The sequence below is a fragment of the Dyadobacter sp. LHD-138 genome (assembly GCF_030929615.1).
Lineage (GTDB): Bacteria > Bacteroidota > Bacteroidia > Cytophagales > Spirosomataceae > Dyadobacter.
Genome location: NZ_JAVFVU010000034.1, coordinates 55149 through 74109, shown reverse-complemented (window position 1 = coordinate 74109; position 18961 = coordinate 55149). Strand labels below are relative to the sequence as shown.

The 18961-nt window shown below is 45.0% G+C and carries 14 protein-coding genes; 5 read left to right on the top strand and 9 right to left on the bottom strand.

The genetic code is table 11. From position 1 onward, the window contains the following. Positions 1–23: 23 nt before the first annotated feature. The 3 genes from RB622_RS22925 (at position 24) to RB622_RS22915 (ending at position 6353) form a co-directional block, all read left to right on the top strand. On the top strand, positions 24–1028 hold the full coding sequence (locus RB622_RS22925; protein ID WP_308049036.1) for a FecR family protein: 1005 nt from the start codon (positions 24–26) through the stop codon (positions 1026–1028). A 176-nt stretch (positions 1029–1204) separates the two neighbouring features. Further along, on the top strand, positions 1205–4738 hold the full coding sequence (locus tag RB622_RS22920) for a TonB-dependent receptor (RefSeq protein ID WP_308049035.1): 3534 nt from the start codon (positions 1205–1207) through the stop codon (positions 4736–4738). A gap of 37 nt (positions 4739–4775) precedes the next feature. Beyond that, the gene (locus RB622_RS22915; RefSeq protein WP_308049034.1) at positions 4776–6353 is read left to right on the top strand and encodes a RagB/SusD family nutrient uptake outer membrane protein; all 1578 of its coding nucleotides are present in this window, start codon (positions 4776–4778) and stop codon (positions 6351–6353) included. Positions 6354–6471: 118 nt separating this feature from the next. Here RB622_RS22915 and RB622_RS22910 read toward each other — a convergent pair whose 3' ends face one another. The 9 genes from RB622_RS22910 to RB622_RS22870 all read right to left on the bottom strand — a co-directional run bounded on the left by RB622_RS22910 (position 6472) and on the right by RB622_RS22870 (position 15215). Beyond that, positions 6472–7254, bottom strand: a complete 783-nt coding sequence (locus RB622_RS22910) for a TIGR00266 family protein (protein ID WP_308049033.1) — start codon at positions 7252–7254, stop codon at positions 6472–6474. Between the two features lie 65 nt (positions 7255–7319). Continuing rightward, entirely contained in the window at positions 7320–7577 is a 258-nt protein-coding gene (locus RB622_RS22905) for a hypothetical protein (protein ID WP_308049032.1), read from the bottom strand. Between the two features lie 123 nt (positions 7578–7700). Next, entirely contained in the window at positions 7701–9251 is a 1551-nt protein-coding gene (gene gltX, locus RB622_RS22900) for a glutamate--tRNA ligase (protein ID WP_308049031.1), read from the bottom strand. A gap of 137 nt (positions 9252–9388) precedes the next feature. Continuing rightward, complete coding sequence (locus RB622_RS22895; RefSeq protein ID WP_308049030.1) at positions 9389–9760, bottom strand: Rid family detoxifying hydrolase; 372 nt, start codon at positions 9758–9760, stop codon at positions 9389–9391. Positions 9761–9895: 135 nt separating this feature from the next. Next, entirely contained in the window at positions 9896–10426 is a 531-nt protein-coding gene (locus tag RB622_RS22890; protein ID WP_308049029.1) for an acyl-CoA thioesterase, read from the bottom strand. Between the two features lie 24 nt (positions 10427–10450). Continuing rightward, positions 10451–11230, bottom strand: coding sequence for a hypothetical protein (locus RB622_RS22885; protein ID WP_308049028.1), 780 nt, complete (start codon positions 11228–11230; stop codon positions 10451–10453). A gap of 289 nt (positions 11231–11519) precedes the next feature. Further along, positions 11520–12206, bottom strand: a complete 687-nt coding sequence (locus tag RB622_RS22880) for a head GIN domain-containing protein (RefSeq protein ID WP_308049027.1) — start codon at positions 12204–12206, stop codon at positions 11520–11522. 79 nt (positions 12207–12285) lie between these two features. Continuing rightward, the gene (locus RB622_RS22875; RefSeq protein WP_308049025.1) at positions 12286–14811 is read right to left on the bottom strand and encodes a PspC domain-containing protein; all 2526 of its coding nucleotides are present in this window, start codon (positions 14809–14811) and stop codon (positions 12286–12288) included. A 38-nt stretch (positions 14812–14849) separates the two neighbouring features. Beyond that, entirely contained in the window at positions 14850–15215 is a 366-nt protein-coding gene (locus RB622_RS22870; RefSeq protein ID WP_308049023.1) for a PadR family transcriptional regulator, read from the bottom strand. A 239-nt stretch (positions 15216–15454) separates the two neighbouring features. Between RB622_RS22870 and RB622_RS22865 the strand changes: the two genes are divergently transcribed. Both RB622_RS22865 and RB622_RS22860 read left to right on the top strand, forming a co-directional pair. Continuing rightward, a complete protein-coding gene (locus tag RB622_RS22865; protein WP_308049021.1) occupies positions 15455–15970 on the top strand; it encodes a dihydrofolate reductase in 516 nt (171 codons plus the stop codon). Positions 15971–16006: 36 nt separating this feature from the next. After that, positions 16007–18961 carry a C25 family cysteine peptidase gene (locus RB622_RS22860; RefSeq protein WP_308049020.1) on the top strand — a complete coding sequence of 985 codons (2955 nt, stop codon included), beginning with the start codon at positions 16007–16009 and terminating at the stop codon, positions 18959–18961.

Here is an 18961-nt window from a genome sequence, read left to right as displayed (position 1 = left end):
TATTATCCAAAACAAATTGATCTATGAAAAGAACTTCTATTTCATCTGAAGTATTGGATAAATATCTGAATGGCACCTCCACGCGGGAAGAGCTGGAAGAGGTTGAGAAATGGTACCAGTCATTTGAGAATGAACCGGATCTGGACACGGTATTCCCCGATGCAAAAACCGGGCGTTACTCAAGCTCTGTTTTTGAAAAAATCAGGGCACAGATAAAACTCAAAGAGCGTGAAAACAATAAAAACCTGACCATACATCTCTTCCGTCAGTGGCATTGGTATGTGGCGGCGTCGGTCATCCTGGGTTTTGGGATTTCCTTTTTCTTTCGGAGTAGTCCATTGTCGGCCAAGCAACAACCAATAACACGTATTGAAAGCGCAACAAAATATCTGGAAAACAAAACCGCCCAGATTCTGTTTCAGCAATTACCCGACAGCAGTAAAGTCTGGCTAAATCCAGGATCCAGGGTTGTTTATTCCAATAGCTATGGAAACAAAATACGTGAGATAACCCTCGAAGGAGAAGCTTTTTTCGACGTTACCAGAAATACTGCAAAACCCTTTATCATCCATACAGGCAAAATGACCACCGAAGTTTTGGGCACAAGCTTCAATGTTCAGGCCAAAAAAGGGAGCAAGCATTTCGAAGTTTCCGTGGTAAGCGGCACCGTTGCCGTGAGCGGCCCGGAAGAGAAACGGATTATCAAAGCAAAACAACAGGTGGCGTTTGACTGCCTGTCGGGAAAACTCAATGAATTTAAACGGGTCCCGACCGCTCCTTTCCAAATTTGGGAACCCGTTACGATCAATTTCGACTGGGCTTCTGTCAAACAGGTTACCGGTACTCTGGAAGAAATGTTTGCCATTCAGATTGAGTTTGAGAATGAAGTGATGCAGGACTGTTTTCTGCGCGCCGATTTCACCAACCTCAGATTACCTGTGATCCTAGACCTTTTGTGCCAATCCATCGGTGCAACCTACACAATCAACAACGGCACAATCCGTCTTTCCGGGGCAGGTTGTGACTAAGCGCTTATCCATAATTTAAACCAGTATCTTCTATTTAACCTCTAAATTAAACGTATGAACAAAAGCCTACCAGTATTACTTCCAACTGCCTCACCAGGTTTCTGAACTGACTCATTCCACTAAATAAATGCCTTGGACGGAGTACTAACATTTTCATAATTAAAGCAACCAACCGTATGAAAAGTAACAATACCAGAAAAAGCACGTCTCCGATAGGAGCGATGCAAAAAACCTTACTAATGCTTCTCGCGTTGCTGTGTTCCTTTGGAACCTACGCGAAAGACAGCCTTGAACAAAATCTGTTAAGCCAGAAAACAGAACTTGCACTGAAAGACGCCTCGTTGAGAAGTGCATTGTTGCAACTGGAAACAGCCACGAAAGTTCGTTTCATTTTCAGCAGCAAAGTGGTAAAGAACGAAATGAAAGTAACGATTAATGCCAAAGCAAAAGCCTTGTCAGAAGTTCTGGATCAAATGCTTGCGCCACACGGCATTCTGTACAAAGTGATGGAAAACCAGGTTGTTCTTTATCAGGGCAACAAAGTGGGCATGAACACCATTTTGGCAGAAAAGATCAACATCAATGCGCTTGCAGCCAAAAGTGTTGACAGAACCATAAAAGGAAAAGTTACCGATAAGGAAAAAGGTGAAAGCCTTCCTGGGGTAAACGTCGTTCTAAAAGGCACAAGTACAGGTACTACCACCGACGGCGATGGAAACTACACACTTGCTGTACCTGAAAGCGGAGCTGTTCTTGTATTCAGCTTTGTAGGATATGTGAGCCAGGAAATGGCGGTAGGAAACCGTTCCGTACTTGATATCGCAATTGAATCCGACACAAAAGCACTGAGTGAAGTGGTTGTTATCGGTTATGGTACTGCCAAGAAATCAGATTTAACGGGTTCTGTTGGTTCTGTAAAAGAAGCAGAACTTAGAGAGCGTCCTGTGCCCTCACTGAATCAGGCGTTACAAGGGAAAGTTTCCGGTGTACAGGTTAATATCAACTCGGGACGCCCGGGTGGACGTTCCAACGTTCGTATCCGTGGGTTCAGCTCGATCAACTCATCCAATAACCCATTATACGTGGTGGATGGTGTAATGTTGCCGCAGGGAAATCAAAATCAGCAAAGCCAGGCGATTGACTTTATCAACCCAAATGATATCGTATCGGTAGAGGTGTTGAAAGATGCCTCATCTACTGCCATTTATGGAGCCAGAGGTGCAAACGGGGTCATTATGATTACCACCAAAAGAGGTAAATCCGGGGAAGGCGTCATTACTTATAACCTTGATCTAAGCGTACCAACAGCCGGACCGAAAAGAGCTAAGGTACTTAATGCACAACAATATCTGGATGTAGAGGATTTGTCATATAAGAATATGGAAAAATTCGACCCGGCAGGTTGGGCAGAAGGCAAGTACAAGAGCCACGACCCACAGGTACGACGTGCTTCTCTACAGGCAGCACACCCGGATATATTTACAGTAACCAATAATCCGGATGGAACAAAAAAATACGCGCCTAACTACGATACGGACTGGTTCAAAGAGTCGACACAAAACAGAGTTTCTCAGAATCATCAGTTAGGTTTCAGTGGTGGCAACAACAAGACCACTTACTCGCTGTCACTTAATTACCGCGACGACCAAGGATTAATCAAAACCTCGTATCTGAAACGTTATTCATCCCGTTTCAGCATTGATGACCAGGTAAAAAAATGGCTGAGAATCGGCGGTACGTTAAGCTATAACAATCAGGCAGAGAATCTGGTAGATATTAGTGATGCCGTTCCACGTCAAATGGTAGAGGATTTCCCTTTTATGCCTGTAAAATATCCTAACGGAGAATTTGCAAACAACCGTGATTATCCTGGTGCTGAAGGAGCCATGAGTTCTGTACACCGTCTGATGGGTCGCAAGTTCAATCTGAATACACAAACAACGCTGGGTAGTCTTTACGGAAACGTGGCCCTTGCCAAGGGGCTTGAGTTGCGTTCTGTACTGGGCGTAAACGTAATCACGCAGGAAGCAAACCAATCGCAAACCCGCACGCTGACGCCAGGGGAGCTGGGCACAGCAAGAAAGGATAACAGAAAGGAAACTTTCTGGTCATGGGAAAACTACCTGACGTACAATAAGTCCTTTGGTATTCATTCCCTGAATGCACTTGCCGGTATTTCATGGCAGGAAACCAACGTCACGACTACGGGTGTTGGTGCTCAAAACTTCGCTACCGATTATTTCGGATTCGATAACCTGGGAGCCGGCGCAACAGCACCGTCTTCTAATCCCTACGTATCCGGAGCCTCACGTTTTGCGTTTAACTCCTACTTTGGACGTCTGAACTATTCCTTAAACGAAAAATATCTGTTCACCGTTACGGGCCGTGCGGATGGATCGTCTAAATTCGGTAGAGATCATAAATTTGCATTCTTCCCTTCTGCTGCTTTGGCCTGGAAGGTTTCTGATGAAGCCTTCTTAAAAGGAAATTCCATAATTTCTAATTTGAAGGTACGGACCAGCTACGGACTTACAGGTAACTCAGAGATCCCACCTTATTCTTCTCTCCCTCTCTTGAGTTCCACTTACTCCACTATATTTAGTGAGAGCAGAGTGAGCGGTACGGGTATCAACAGACTACCCAACCCCGATCTACGTTGGGAAAAAACAGCACAAACGGATGCAGGTTTGGAAATTAGTTTCCTGAAAGGAAGAATAGCCCTGGAAGTAGACTACTACTATAGAAAAACAACTGACATGCTATTGGATGCGCCGGTTCCCCGTACCAGTGGCTATGCGACCATCCGGAAAAACGTTGGTTCAATGGAAAACAAAGGGTTTGAATTTACTTTAAACACTGTCAACGTTGAAACAGCTAAATTCTCCTGGAACACAGGTTTTAACATTTCCTTTAACCGTAACAAAGTATTGTCGCTTGCCACACCTTCCGACATCTTTGGTGTGGGTGGCCCTTCCATTACCAACCAAACAAGCATCATACGCATTGGAGAACCTGTGGGTGCTTTCTGGGGACTTACCCGTTTGGGAACATGGTCAGAAGCTGAAAGAGATGAAGCAGCCAAGTTCACCAGCTATCGCGGCAACCTGAAAATGCTTCCTGGTGACATTAAATACAAAGACGTTAATGGCGATGGTGCCATCACCGATGCAGACCGTAGTATCATTGGAAATGGTAGCCCAAAAGGATGGGGATCTATGACGAACACCATTCGCTATGGCAACTTTGACCTTACTTTTGACGTCCAGTTTTCTTATGGTAACGACTTGATGGACATGAACCTTCATGCCAGTGAGGATAGAGTATCGCTAGCCAACAGCTATGCAACGGTGTTGGATGCCTGGACACCTACGAACCAGAATACGCCGATCGCACAGCTACGCGATACAAAAGCAGGTTATGTAACCAATGTGGATACCCGCTGGATCTTTGACGGATCCTTTATCCGCGGCCGGAACCTGCTGTTGGGTTATTCCTTCCCGACAGAAATTGCAAGCAAGCTAAAAATGAGCAAACTGAGACTTTACGTATCCGCTCAGAACTTCTTCCTGATCAGTAAATACCCTCACGGCGACCCGGAACAAACTCCAATCCGCGGTGGAGATGGAGACAACGTTTTCTCACAAGGGATGATTTGGCATAGCTATCCAAAGCCGACTACCTACACGGCAGGTTTACAGGTTGCGTTCTAACAGATTGACTCTTTGAATCATTTAAATGACAATTGACATGAAACTAAATAGCATTAAGTATATATCTAAGTTGTTCCTCGGCGCGGCAATCCTTTTGGGGCCTACCAGTTGTTCCGACTTTTTGGACGAAACAGATCCTTCCAACTTACAGCCCGATGTCTTTTTTACGATCCCGGATCATGCGGAATCTGTCGTCAATGCAACCTATGCAGGACTCAGGTTTTACGGCGAGGGTGCCGGTATTTTCTCCGCCAACTGGCAAATGCTGGAAGCGGTAACCGGAACAGCGACCACCCAAACCGGCCAAAACTCCGACTTAAACAACCTGTATTCTTTGACTTATGACGGCAATACAGGACATATCGTTAACTGGTGGAATGGGCTGTACCGGATCATTGGCAATGCAAACCTTGGAATAGCAAAAATCCCTGGTATTGCGTTCCCCGCTGCCAATGAAGCACAAAAAACAAAGCTCATTGGAGAAGCCAGATTCCTTCGGGCCTGGGCCTATTTCAATGTGGTGCGCTTGTGGGGAGATGCCCCTTTGATCACCAAACCACAAACGCCTGATTCGGAGGATTTTAGCCCGAGCAAAGCGCCACAGGAAGAAATCTACAAATTGATCGTGGAAGATCTGCTAGCGGCTGAAGCAGCCGGTTTTCCGGTAACAGCTACCACGGGAAGAGCTACACAAATGGCAGTAAAATCTTTATTGTCAAAGGTATACCTCACGATGGCAGGCTTTCCGCTTAGCAAGGGAGCATCGCATTACAAACTTGCTGCCGACAAAGCACTCGAAGTAATCACTTACGCAAAAGCGAATCCAGCTGTCGTAAACCTGTTCCCAACTTACCGGGAATTACACCAGGAGAATTTGAAGAACAGGGTTGAGCATTTATTCCAGATACAGTACAATACTTCGGTGGCTGGTTTCCCGTTGAATGACTTCTTCCCCAACTTTAAGCCAGTTACTTATTCTGGTCCGAGCGGAACGGGAAGCACTGTTCCCACGACATCTTTCTATGAAACATATGATGCGAATGACCTCCGTAAGAAAAATCAGGATGGATGGTTTTACACTTCATATTTTCTCAACGGAACGGGTGCGCCCTTTGAACTGGAAGCTCCTTATGTCTTCAAGTATTTCAATATTAATGCATTAGGAGGACCAGGCATTACACCGACCAGGTTGAATAACCTGAATGTAAACCTGATCAGATATGCCGAAGTGCTGTTGATATATGCCGAAGCACAAAATGAAGTTGGAAGCGTAAATCAGGAAGCATACGATGCATTTAAGAAGATCCGTGACCGCGCTCAGCTTACCACACCAGGTATGGGAACTTATTCACAAACCAGCTTCCGCGAAGCCGTTTGGAAAGAACGCTGGCATGAATTCTGCTATGAAGGCATCACCTGGTTTGACATGGTTCGCTTGCGTAAAGTGTTCAATGAAAAAACCAAAGGTTTTGATAATTTCGTAGGACACCTTAACCTGAACGTAGGATCCGGAGTAGAGTTAAAAGAAAAACATCTGCTCTTCCCATTGGGCGTTCAGGAGATGAGAAATAACCCGAATCTGAAACCTCAGAACCCTGGTTATCCACTACAATAAAAATATATCGCAGCAAGAGGCCAGCCTTTTGCTGCGATGACTACAACAAAAGAGCTGCTCCGACCTAAAATCAGAGCAGCTCTTTTATTTATCACAATCAGATGATGTTAAATCAACTTTATCGGCCTTCAAATAAACTTCCCAATCCGCCAATTACAGAACCGCTTTCTTTCCCCGCGTTAGGTCCGCCGACAGCTAATCGCTGAATCAGTTTTGAAATTGGCATCGATTGAATCCAGACACGACCGGTTCCACGAAGCGTCGCCAAAAACATGCCTTCACCGCCAAACACCATGGATTTCAATCCACCTGAACGCTGGATATCGAAGCTCAAAGATTGTTCAAAAGCAACGACACACCCGGTATCCACACGAAGGGTTTCATTGTTAAGCTGACGCTCGATCACCACACCACCGGCATGCACAAAAGCCATTCCGTCACCTTTCAGTTTTTGAAGAATAAATCCTTCACCACCAAAAAGACCTGCCCCAAAACGCTGGTTAAAGTGGACTTTCATGCTGGTGCCTAATGCAGCGCACAGGAATCCGTCTTTTTGCACGATCAGTTCGTTGCCGTAAATTTTGGAAAGATCGATCGGCATAACCGTTCCGGGATAAGGAGCCGAGAAAGCGACCTTTTTCTTGCCAACGCCACGGTTTGTAAAGTGCGTCATGAAAAGAGATTCACCGGTAAGTACGCGGGTCCCAGCCTGAAAGATCTTACCCATAATACTTTGGTTGGCCTCAGATCCATCTCCCATCTTGGTTTCAAACTGAATACCATCTTCCATGAAAAGCATCGCACCAGCTTCGGCGATCACAGTTTCATTTGGATCGAGTTCTATTTCCACGATTTGGATATCATCGCCGATAATCTTGTAATCAATTTCGTGTGAGATCATTGTAACTTAAAAGTTTATATGTTGTCAGTAAATCACGCAGGTATGTCGTAAACAACCATTATTCTCTATTCCTCCTCCTCTTCTTCCTCCTCCGTTTTTTTAGCCTTGGATTTCTTCGTTTTTCTTCCCGGAATATCTTCCCGGTCGCGAAGTTTCTTATCATCCACATTTTTGTTCAAAAACTGGTTGATACGATCCATATCAAAACTGGTTGTGATCTCACCAAATGAATTGATCTGAATATCAAAACCATCCAAATCCTTATGGACACGAGGTTTTTCGTTTGCTGGTTTGGCAGCGTCGGGTTGTTTCTTTTTGGCCATAATTTTTATTGGCTATCGGCCCTTTACTTTTGGTGTCAGGACCCGTAAAATAAATTACTGTTACGAAATTATATCACCGCATACCGATTGCCAAAGTAAATTGATCGAACGGTTATTTTACAGTTATGCCAGGCGAATTTGGGCAGGCAAACGGTGTAATGCCTGGGCTAGTCTGCCTATTACTTCCTGTTTCCCCAAAATCTCCATGATCACCATCAGATCAGGCCCGGCTCCGGCACCCGTCACGGCAAGACGCAGCGCCTGCATGATTTTCCCCATCTTAATCCCTGACGCTTCCATTTTAGCCGCAAGCACATGTTTGATAGCATCGGCAAGAAAATCGCCTTCAAATCCTTCAAGGGCTTCTTTAAAACCGGAAATCGCGTTTACAGCTTCCTCATTCCATTTTTTTACAGCCACATCCTGGTCATAAACTTCCGGAGCGCTGAAAAGGAACACGGATTCCGCCACGATTTCTTTGGTAAAATGTACACGGTCTTTCAACAAATGTACAATCTGAAGAACCTGCTCGTCACTTACTTCAATACCCTTAGCCGCATAAATCGGTTTTATTTCGGCAACGATCGAGGCATCGTCTCTATGTTTCAGATACTGCTGGTTAAACCAGTTTGCTTTCTGGATATCAAATCGTGCACCGGCCTTATGAACACGTTCAAAACTGAAAAGTTTGATCAGTTCATCCATGCTGAAAATCTCCTGTTCCGTTCCTGCATTCCAACCCAACAAGGCCAGAAAATTAGCAGTTGCTTCAGGAGAATAACCCTCTTCACGGAAGCCTTTCGCGATATCGCCCGTCACTGGATCTGTCCATTGCAACGGGAAAATCGGGAAACCGCCCAGATCTGCATCTCGTTTTGAAAGCTTACCATTTCCGTCAGGTTTCAATAGCAACGGCAAGTGTGCAAACTGCGGCATCGTGCTTTCCCAACCCAGATATCTGTAAAGCAAAACGTGCAGCGGAGCGGAAGGAAGCCATTCTTCCCCACGGATTACATGCGTGATCCCCATCAGATGGTCATCCACAATATTGGCCAAATGGTAGGTCGGCATACCATCCGATTTAAGCAAAACCTTATCATCAATCTGCGACGAATGCACCACGACCCACCCACGGATCAGGTCATTGAAACGGATATCCTCCTTCGGCATAATCTTCATCCGGATCACATAAGGCTCACCACTTGCAAGGCGTGCCTTGGTTTCTTCCGGAGAAAGCGTCAGGGAATTTTTCATTTCCAGACGTGTAATGGCATTGTACTGAATCGCCGCAACTTTCGCTTCTTCCAGGCGCTTGCGCATCGCATCAAGTTCTTCGGGGGTATCAAATGCATAATACGCCTTGCCGTCGGCAATCAGCTTTTCTGCATATTCAAGATAAATTGGTTTTCTTTCCGACTGGCGGTACGGCGCATGCGGGCCTCCTACCTGCACTCCTTCATCAATCTCGATGCCAAGCCATGCAAGCGCTTCTAAAATATATTCTTCCGCTCCCGGAACATAACGGGTTTGGTCTGTATCTTCAATACGAAGCAGCATTTGGCCACCTTGCTGACGGGCAAACAGATAATTATATAATGCCGTGCGGACACCTCCGGCGTGGAGCGGTCCTGTTGGGCTTGGGGCGAATCTCACCCGAACTGGTAACTTAGTCATTATTTCAACATTAACTTAAAAATACATCAGTCATGAAATAGTCATTCGTTGTCATTTCTCGTCATTTATTGTCAGCAAAACCTGACAAACCTTGACTACTCGTGACTACCTCCTGACAATTCACCGACCACAATTGATTACAACGCTACCGCAATCACCGAGATTTCAACATTCACATCTTTTGGCAAACGTGCAACCTGAACCGTTTCACGGGCGGGAGGATCACTGGTAAAAAACTGGCCGTACACTTCGTTCACCACGGCAAAGTCGTTCATATCTTTTAAAAAGATATTCGATTTCACAACGTTCTCATAACCAAAGCCAGCCGCTTTAAGGATGTGTCCGATATTTTCCATCACTTTCCCCGTTTCTATTTTGATACTTCCCGACTGAGAAGCTTCAAAGGCGATTTGTCCTGAAACATATAAAGTGTTATTCACTTTAACAGCCTGGCTGTACGGGCCGATTGGAGCCGGGGCTTCCTCCGAAAAAATAATTTCTTTTGCCATATAATGATAATGAATGAGCGCTTTTTGAAATATAATTCTCTTCTAAGCGCTTATGAAGTCAAAGCTCGCGAGGAGACTTTTCACCAGCCACTGCCGGTCGCTCAGGATTTGGCAAAATTACCAAAAAAAGATGGGTTATGGCTTTTCTTCTCCTAATTCAAATAATGCCTTTAACTCGGTAGCGTCGCCCGGCTTCATGCGGCCAGCCAAAACAAGCCGCAACTGACGGCGACGTAAAGCACTGACGAACAACTCTTCATCTTCCTTTGATTCCGGTAAAAGCGGGGGCACTTCTATGGGCCGCCCGTTTTGATCTACCGCAACAAAAGTGTAAAAAGCGCGGTTCGTGCTCACCCGTAAACCCGCGGGAATATCTTCTGCCCAAACTTCCAGATATACTTCCATCGAAGAGTTAAAAGCGCGGGTAACCCGGGCATGCATCGTCACAATATTCCCCAAACGAATAGGTTCCGTAAAAGAGACATTATCCACCGAAGCCGTTACGACGATGCGGTTTGAATGTTTTTGCGCTGAGATGGCGGCACAAATATCCATCCAGTGAAGCAAACGCCCCCCCATCAAATTATTGAGCGTATTGGTATCATTGGGAAGAACCATTTCTGTCATGGTTACCTCCGATTGCTGAGGGGTCTTGGCTTTTAACATCGGATTTATTTTCAAAAATATATTTTATTTAAGTCGCGGGGTACGTACGTTTCTTCGTTCGTGTGCCTCTTTCTTTGTACCGATCAGATAATTGACACGAAATTGTAAAAACAAGTACATATCCTTACGACCGGGGCTGCCCCGGTGCCAGCCGGGCTCCTGTTTGGCTGCACCAATTTCAGAGGAGCGGTCAGACAGCCGGCGGGCCATGTCGCTGGAAAGCATCGCATCACTAGGATACACGGTACTTACATCATCCAGATAATCTGAATTCATAAAGTTATTGCATAATTCCATCCCGATGCTCCACCGCTCCACCACCTGAGCGGAAATACCTCCTCCTGCCATGAAGACCAACGGCAGCCGACTATATTTCACACCTTCCGTTTGCAAGGGAGCCAGACTTATCCATTTTCCATCCAGTTCCGCTTTGGGCGTCATATACGTTACCCCTACGCCTCCAAAAAGATATGGGTTTATTTTCTCATGCCGGTTGTAAGCGAACAAATCAGCTTGAATGCCGATATTCAAATCCGGGTTTCTGGTTCGGAATGAGAGATTTTTCTGATAATTTGGTGTATATTTTTGGTGTGCAGAAACCTGATAAAACCTTACTTCTCCTCTGGCACTCAAATGTTCGGTTAACCTGTATAATGCGCCAACCGAAATGGACGGCCCAAGTCCCAAATGTCTGTTGATCTTGCCTGCACGCAAATCACCCATGTAATACGCAATACCGGCGCCACCAGTCAGGCTGAAAACACCCATTGGAGGCATATAACGTTTGGTGGATTGCGCTTTCACCGGTTGAGCAAAAACCAGGGGAAGAAAAATCAAGCAAACTAGCGCGCGTCTCATCGAATAAAAATACCTCATTATCAAAGTTAAAATTGTGAATTACCTGGCTGTACAACCCTGCGGGCAACATACAAGCGGACAATTTTCCTGAATATTTTAAATCAGGCTGCTAAGTTAAGCATGTCCATAAATATATTCCTATCAATTTGTTGCTACTGATTTTCATTCAGGCCATAAAACAGAGAAAGCCGGACGATGCCGGCTTTCTCTGTTTACTTTACAATCTATATTTTTCTCAATCCCGCTTCACAGAACTGGCTCCCGAAGTGTTGGAATGAATATCCTTCACGCTTCCGCCGTAACGGATTCTGCTGGCTCCGCTTGCGTCTGCGTGGATGGATGCGCTGGCCACTACATTGGCACTGCTGGCTCCGGAAGCATCGATGTTAACTTCTTTGGCCGGAAAGTTTTCTCCTTTGAAAGAAGACGCGCCCGAAACTTCTCCGTTTAAAATATCAGTCTGACCAACAATCGTCAACGAGGATGCTCCCGATAATTCGAAAGAAACCTTTGGTGCAGAAAAATTCATGTTTACACTTGACGCACCGGAAACTTCAATAGCCATGGTCTTCGAGTCCGGGAAATTTCCAACCTGGGCTTTTGAAGCACCAGAAAAGTCAACCGCTTCAAGTGTTGGCATGGTGATATTGATGTCGACCGTTTTACGGTTTTTGTTCCAGTTATTTCCACGGTATCCGATTTTCAAGACACCTGAAACAACCTTTGCTTCCAGTTCTTTTACATCAGCACTTTGTCCCGAGGCTGTTACACTGAATTGTTTCCCCTGTTTCACCTCAATTTTAAATGAACTCCCCATGGCCAGTTTATTAAAACCGGAAAGATTAAAAGTCCGGCTTTCCTGGGCAAAAGCCATTGCTGTTGATAATAAACATGCTATTCCAAACAAAAATAATTTTTTCATGACCTTAATCCGTTTATGTTTTGGTTAATGTGAGTAAATGATGCTAAATCTGTTTCAGAGGTTGCATCCTTTTCTTACATTATTCCTGAACATCCACTTTACTGGCGCCACTTAAATATTTTTTGATGTTTGCCACCCTTCCAAAATCTGCTTTGGAAGCTCCCGATGCATGAATATCGACGTTCTGAATGTTCATGCTGGTACCTTCAAGCTTACAAGCGCCGGACAGATCTGCATTGACTGATTTGGCTGAACCTTTTAGCCTAGCCTTCGATGCGCCCGAAAGTCCCAGCGTCAATTCACTGGTTTCAACATCAATTTCAGCTTTGGAAGCACCTGAAACATCCACATCAAGTTTTGAGAGTCCGGTAAAACCTGAGATTCTCGCCTTATTGGCTCCAGAGAGGGAGGCTCCTTCAATAGTCGGCATGGTGATCACGATTCCGATCCTTTTCCAGTCGTTATTAAAAAGATGGAAAGGAGAAGTACGTTTCACGCGTAGCACACCACCCTCTTCATAAATTTTCAAATCGTCCACATCGTTTTCCTCTCCGTCTGCTGACACGTCAAACTCCGCACCCTGCTTCACGATGATCGAATAAGCACCACCGATATCTACTTTTTTGAAATCTTTAACCGGGAATTGTTTGATATAAGTACCACGTTCGCCGAGATTCAGATCGCTATTCTCATCATCGTAAGAATAGGAATTCCCATGACCGCGGTCTTCTTCTTTGCGGATATATTTTTCAGGAATATTGATACAAACCAATCCAGAATCACGCTTAATCGTCCAGCGCAACTGATCCCAGTTCACATCATCATCATTCAGATCATATTTATCCAGATGGTGGTTACTGCCATACCAGTGCGAAACAGAAAACCATAAACCGCGGGTGATGATAAATTGTTTGTCGTAAGGAATATTCAGGGTCAGATCAATTTGCTGATCGCGGAACGGACCATCTTTTGTAATAGCAGGACCTTCATGGAAGAGCACCACCGAATCTTTGACCGTCAGATCATAAGTGATCTCCGAAGCAAGCTGGCGTGCAATTTCTTTAGTGCGGCCTCTCGACATCATCTTTTTGTCCAGTCTCAGGCTGTCAGCACCGTTATAACCAGCCAGCCTGATGTCGATATCGATATTTTCATCCTCGTCATAGTCATTTTCATCAAGGGTCAGTGTTCCGGCTGGCATGGCGTAATATACCGACTGGGAGAATTCCCCTCGCCGGGCAAAATTCTGCTGATAACCTATACCCTGGATCGTCGCCACAACAATACCCACAATCCATAGACCTAACAAAGTCAGCCAAACGGTGCTCCCTACGATTTTCTTATTTGACAAAAGTGTCAATCCCAATAAAAGGAACGTAACGAAGGGAATCGCAGATACCAATAACCCTGACAGAATAAGACTGGAAGGAATTTCCTGAAAAATACGGAATGGTAAGGGCATTCCATCAAATGTGGATACGCTCGTAAATCCAAACAATGCAGCACCACAAACGACCAGGGCAAACAATGAAATTACTGCGATAGCCACCAAAAGCACGCCGATCATGATCCTAAGCACGGGCCCCAGACCTTGTAACAACTTCCCCAACGCCCCGATGATCAACGCAATGGCACGAAAAGGGAAAAGTAAAATTTTGGTAATTGGGTTTTCTTCGCCTTCCTTATCGTTCAGATTAAGACTTTGCTTAATGTTGGATTCGATATTGGAAAGCGTGATAGGCTCCCCCTGCATTTCCATCTTTTCAGTAAGCGTATTAGCCACCGGCGCAATGATCCAAAGGACGATATAAATCAAAATCCCTGTTCCAAAAAGAAATATCGAAAGCACCCAGAGAAAACGCACAACGCCCAGATCCACACCGAAATAAGAAGCAACACCGGAAGCTACCCCGCCAACAACCTTACGGTCCGGATTACGATAGAACTTCTTGATTTTTGTGTCTTCTTCCAGCGTCGTTGATCCCGGGAAAGCAATCCACATCGCGATGTAAACCACGACCATAAAACCAGATATCGGACCAAGTTCGTCTTCAAGGTTCAGATCCATCATACCCGAACCGGCAGGCAAACCAATCACAGCGAACAAAAAAGCCAGTCTGACCCAAAGCGGATCGATTGTAAAATAATGTCCTAATCCGGCTGCTACACCGCCCACAAGTTTGCGGCGAAGATCTCTGTATAATTTTCTCGGATTGACTGATGTTTTGTTTTCAGCCTTCGGAGCACCCGAAGCCGCCGTATAAGTTTCCTGTTTTGGGCTCTCTGTTTTTGGCTGAGCCGTTTCAAGCGGATCCGCGAAGATATCGTCCGATTGTTCAATGGCCTCAAAATCAGCAACGGTACCCATCGCAGCGATCAGCTCATCGACATCTGTAAGGGAAATAACCTGTTTGTTTTCCGTTTTTTGCTTGTTTAAAAAACGCTCTGCAATCCGTCCTTCAATGTCCGAAAGAATTTCTTTGCTGTCTGCGAAAGCAGAAAAGTATTTCTGTATGGAATTGAGATAGCTTTTTAGCTTTTCGTATCCGTCCTCCTCGATGTGGAAGATGACACCGCCTATATTAATACTGATTGTCTTTTTCATGATTGAAGTAATCGAAGGTCTTTAAATGATCAGTTAGATTAGGAAGTTTTTGACGTATCACCCTTACTCAATTCTTCGGTGCGATGAATGACTGCCTGTACCGAATCGGCCAGTTCAAACCACGTTTCCTGCATTGCATCCAGAAATATCTTCCCCTCCTCTGTCAAAACATAGTATTTCCTCGGCGGCCCCGAGGATGACTCAACCCACTTATAGTCCAGCCAGCCTGAATTTTTCAGTCGCGTCAAAAGCGGATAAAGGGTGCCTTCAACCACCATCATCCGGGCGGAAGTCAGTTCATCCAGCATATCCGAGGCATATACTTCCCCCCGGGATATGATGTGCAGGATACAGAACTCCAAAATTCCTTTCCGCATCTGCACTTGGGCATTTTCGATATTCATATCGGTTTCATGTTTTACTTAATGAAATGTATTTCATGGCTAACAGACAGGATTTCCACCTTCTATGCTAACAAAGGTATGCACAGGTACTTTGCTATGCAAGGTACTATGTAAAAATTTTTTCAGGCATTTGATGAGTGGTAAGATTCCGGTTTGACCGGCAAAAAACAAGCGTGTTTTTTTTGGTTTGCTATTTATAGACGTATTTTGAAAATATTTACCATCAAAATCTGATCCGTTTGTCACACGCACCGCACCTATATATCATTGCCGCCATGAGCGAAAACCATGTCATCGGCCTAAACAACCGACTGCCCTGGCACCTTCCGGATGAGTGGAAACATTTCAGAAAAGTAACCGATGGAAAAGCCTTTCTGACGGGCAGAAAAAGCTTTGAAGCACCCGACTCCTTACATTCTTCCTATCGAAATGTGGTGTTAACCAGGAATCAGAACGTTGCAAAATCAGCTGATACTGAACTTGCTGAAGATTTACATGATGGTATTGCGTTACTTAAAGACGAAAACGAAGTATTTGTGTTAGGAGGCGCTTCCGTTTTTAAACAGGCCCTGCCTTTGGTTGAAAGACTGTACCTGACCATCGTGCACACAACGGTTGATGGGGATGCCTTTTTCCCAAATGTAGACTGGGACGAATGGAAGCTAATTTCTTCCGATTATCACGAAACGGATGAACACCATCAGTATGCTTTTTCGATGAATCTTTACATTAGAAAGGAAGCATTGAAAAAATAAACGGGTGGTGCTCTTCCCGATTTTTCTGTTGGAAAAATGGATAAACGCATCACACACAATTCCGGTAAAATCTTTCTGCTCCTCCTGCTATCCACTGCTTGCGTTTTTGCGCAAAAAAAGTATGGCAACGAATGGATTGATACGACGCAAACCTACCTGCGCATTCCCGTTGCCCAGACCGGATTTTACAAAATCACCTCCGGCGATCTGCTTAAAGCAGGATTTCCAGTTGATCAGACCAATTTTTCTTCTTTACAATTATTCAGAAGAGGAAAAGAAGTAGCGATTGAAGTAAATCACAAGGAAGGAAAATACGGTCCCGAAATTGATATCTGCTTTTACGGAGAAAGAAATGACGGCGCCCTGGACTCGCTTCTTTACGTAACTCCAGCCGCTATGCCCCACCCTTTTTACAGTCTGTACTCTGATACGGCCGCCTATTTTCTGACCTATCAAAAAGACGGAACTGCTGGCAGGAGAATACAAATGTCCGATTCAAAAACTTCGAACGAAGTTACTTCCTACCATTTCCAAGAGGTTTTACAGTTACTGACCGATGAATATCCCGCTGGCAATTTATACCCAATGGGAAGCAATTACGATAACGGCACGGCCCTCACCACCTACGATACCGGGGAAGGATGGACGGGAAAAGTGTTGTCAAACAATCAATCGGAGACGTTAAGACTTACCCTGGAAAACCCGGTTGATGGAAAATCTGCACAGGCCGAAGCGGCATTATTACTCGTCGGCCGTTCCGCAGGAGCACACCGGATAACTGTTTTTATTGGTGATCCAAAAACAAGCGGCAGACAACCCGACACCCTGTTTTTATCGGATTACAATTCAGCTTTGTTTAACATTTCACGCAATCAAAAAGATATTTCAGCCGACGGAAAGGTCGTCATAACGATTACGCCCCTCGGTAATACCGGGTCAATTTCTGTTTCCTATATTAAATGGCGTTATCCGCAGCAAATTTCATTACCGGCAACGGGCCTTCAAAAAGCATTTTCCTTTGATAAAGTGCTTGCACAAAAAAATGCCATCATTAAAAATGGTCAAAACTGGCAGTTTTATGACTGCTCTGATCCATATAATCTAAAAAAATTGACTTCCCGGGATACCTTGCTCTCCCTGAACGGAGCCAGTCGGGTTATCGCATACAAAGATTATTTACCCCTTCCGGTATCTCGCCTGGTAAAATTTAAATCGATCGGCCTACAAACCAATTATCTGATCATTAGCCACCCGTTGGTCAGAAATGCGGTCCAGGGAAGTTCTGATCCAGTCCGTGATTATGCCGATTATCGTGCTTCGGCAACGGGTGGGCGTTTTCAGCCTATGATTCTCAACAGCGAAGAAATTTTCGATCAGTTTAACTATGGCGAACCCGGCCCTTTGGGTATCCGCAATGCAATATCGTTCTTTCACAAAAATGCAGCTTTACAGTTTGTTCTTTTGCTTGGGAAATCCATCGATCCGCAAACCACCCGTCATCAGTCCCAGGCCCGGCAAAATGATATGATTCCCAATGCCGGTTGGCCCGGTTCCGATATTGCGCTCGCGATGGGATTGGGAGATTCTTCTGTTTACCTGCCACTCGTACCCGTCGGGCGGGTTAATGCCGCGACTGCCCAAAATGTTTTTGATTATTTGCAAAAAGTCAAAACCTTTGAATCCCAGCCCAGTGTGGCAGACTGGCGGAAAAACATTCTTCACCTGAGTGGAGGACACAGCACTGCGGAGCGCGAAGTTTTCCGGGAATATGTGCAGTCTTTTGAGAAAAGAATAACGTCGTCTTCATTGGGCGCCTACGTCCGGACGCTATCCAAGAAAACGGATGAGCCGGTTGAATTGTTTCCCATTGATACGATCGTTAATCGGGGTATAGCACTCCTGACGCTGTATGGACATTCCGGTCTGACGGCCAATGACATTGACATCGGAACCCCTTCAAACAAAAACCGAAACTATAATAATGCACCGTTTTACCCCGCGGTTCTGGTTAATGGCTGTGCGATGGGAAATATTTATTACACCACACCCGCCATCAGCAACGACTGGATTCTCGCACCCGGGAAAGGCGCCATTTTATTTTTGGCCCATACACACAATGGCGTTACCTCGTCACTGAAACATTATTCCGATGCATTTTATGAAGTGTTGGCCGACAGCCTTTTTATGAGCGAACCTTTTGGGGTTATACAACGGGAAGCAATCAGAAGAAACATCGTCAGATTCCCCACCTTATCCGATGGCATAACGGCACAACAAATGAACTTGCTTGGCGATCCGGCCATTCGTATTTTCCCGGCAAGACTACCGGATTATACCTGGAACCCCGATTTATTACAATTTTCTGATCCGGCAGGAAAAGCACTTACGACGCAAAGTGATTCCATACAAGTTAAAATCGGGATCCAAAATAATGGTAGATTCAGGAATGAGCATTACAAAATTTCTATTCGGCGGGTCAATAACCATGTCACTTTTGATTATACATTTTCCCGTCCAGCTACTCCTTACCGCGACACACTGACCTTTACATTCCCAAATACAGGCTTAAAATCAGGAACAGAAAAATGGCATTTCGCCATTGACCCAGAGCAGCTTTTACCGGAGGAGAACGAAGACAACAATGCTTTTGAAACTGAATTCATCTTGCCGCAAAGCAATGATTCCGAGCCTGCGCAGATAGTCAATGCCGGTGTTTCTCCCAATCCATCGCATGAGCAATTCCGTTTTTTCCTCGACATTGACGGCCTGATTCTTCCCGAAAAATGGACCGTTTCTGTTTTCAATAATCAGGGAACATTGGTGTACAAGCAAGAAATTCAGTCTCATTTGGGTAAAAACGAGCATATCTGGCAGCCAACGACCATACCAGCTGGCATTTATATTTACCGGATCGAACCGGATAAAAAATTCGAAACATCCTCACAAGATGTACAAAACGGGTTGCGCGGAAAATTAATCTGGATGCATTGA

What these genes read in the sequence shown, in the direction of transcription:
- RB622_RS22925 (WP_308049036.1), top strand. Translation starts at nt 24, where the DNA reads ATGAAAAGAACTTCTATTTCATCTGAAGTATTGGATAAATATCTGAAT.
- RB622_RS22920 (WP_308049035.1), top strand. Translation starts at nt 1,205, where the DNA reads ATGAAAAGTAACAATACCAGAAAAAGCACGTCTCCGATAGGAGCGATG.
- RB622_RS22915 (WP_308049034.1), top strand. Translation starts at nt 4,776, where the DNA reads ATGAAACTAAATAGCATTAAGTATATATCTAAGTTGTTCCTCGGCGCG.
- RB622_RS22910 (WP_308049033.1), bottom strand. Translation starts at nt 7,254, where the DNA reads ATGATCTCACACGAAATTGATTACAAGATTATCGGCGATGATATCCAA.
- RB622_RS22905 (WP_308049032.1), bottom strand. Translation starts at nt 7,577, where the DNA reads ATGGCCAAAAAGAAACAACCCGACGCTGCCAAACCAGCAAACGAAAAA.
- gltX (WP_308049031.1), bottom strand. Translation starts at nt 9,251, where the DNA reads ATGACTAAGTTACCAGTTCGGGTGAGATTCGCCCCAAGCCCAACAGGA.
- RB622_RS22895 (WP_308049030.1), bottom strand. Translation starts at nt 9,760, where the DNA reads ATGGCAAAAGAAATTATTTTTTCGGAGGAAGCCCCGGCTCCAATCGGC.
- RB622_RS22890 (WP_308049029.1), bottom strand. Translation starts at nt 10,426, where the DNA reads ATGTTAAAAGCCAAGACCCCTCAGCAATCGGAGGTAACCATGACAGAA.
- RB622_RS22880 (WP_308049027.1), bottom strand. Translation starts at nt 12,206, where the DNA reads ATGAAAAAATTATTTTTGTTTGGAATAGCATGTTTATTATCAACAGCA.
- RB622_RS22875 (WP_308049025.1), bottom strand. Translation starts at nt 14,811, where the DNA reads ATGAAAAAGACAATCAGTATTAATATAGGCGGTGTCATCTTCCACATC.
- RB622_RS22870 (WP_308049023.1), bottom strand. Translation starts at nt 15,215, where the DNA reads ATGAATATCGAAAATGCCCAAGTGCAGATGCGGAAAGGAATTTTGGAG.
- RB622_RS22860 (WP_308049020.1), top strand. Translation starts at nt 16,007, where the DNA reads ATGGATAAACGCATCACACACAATTCCGGTAAAATCTTTCTGCTCCTC.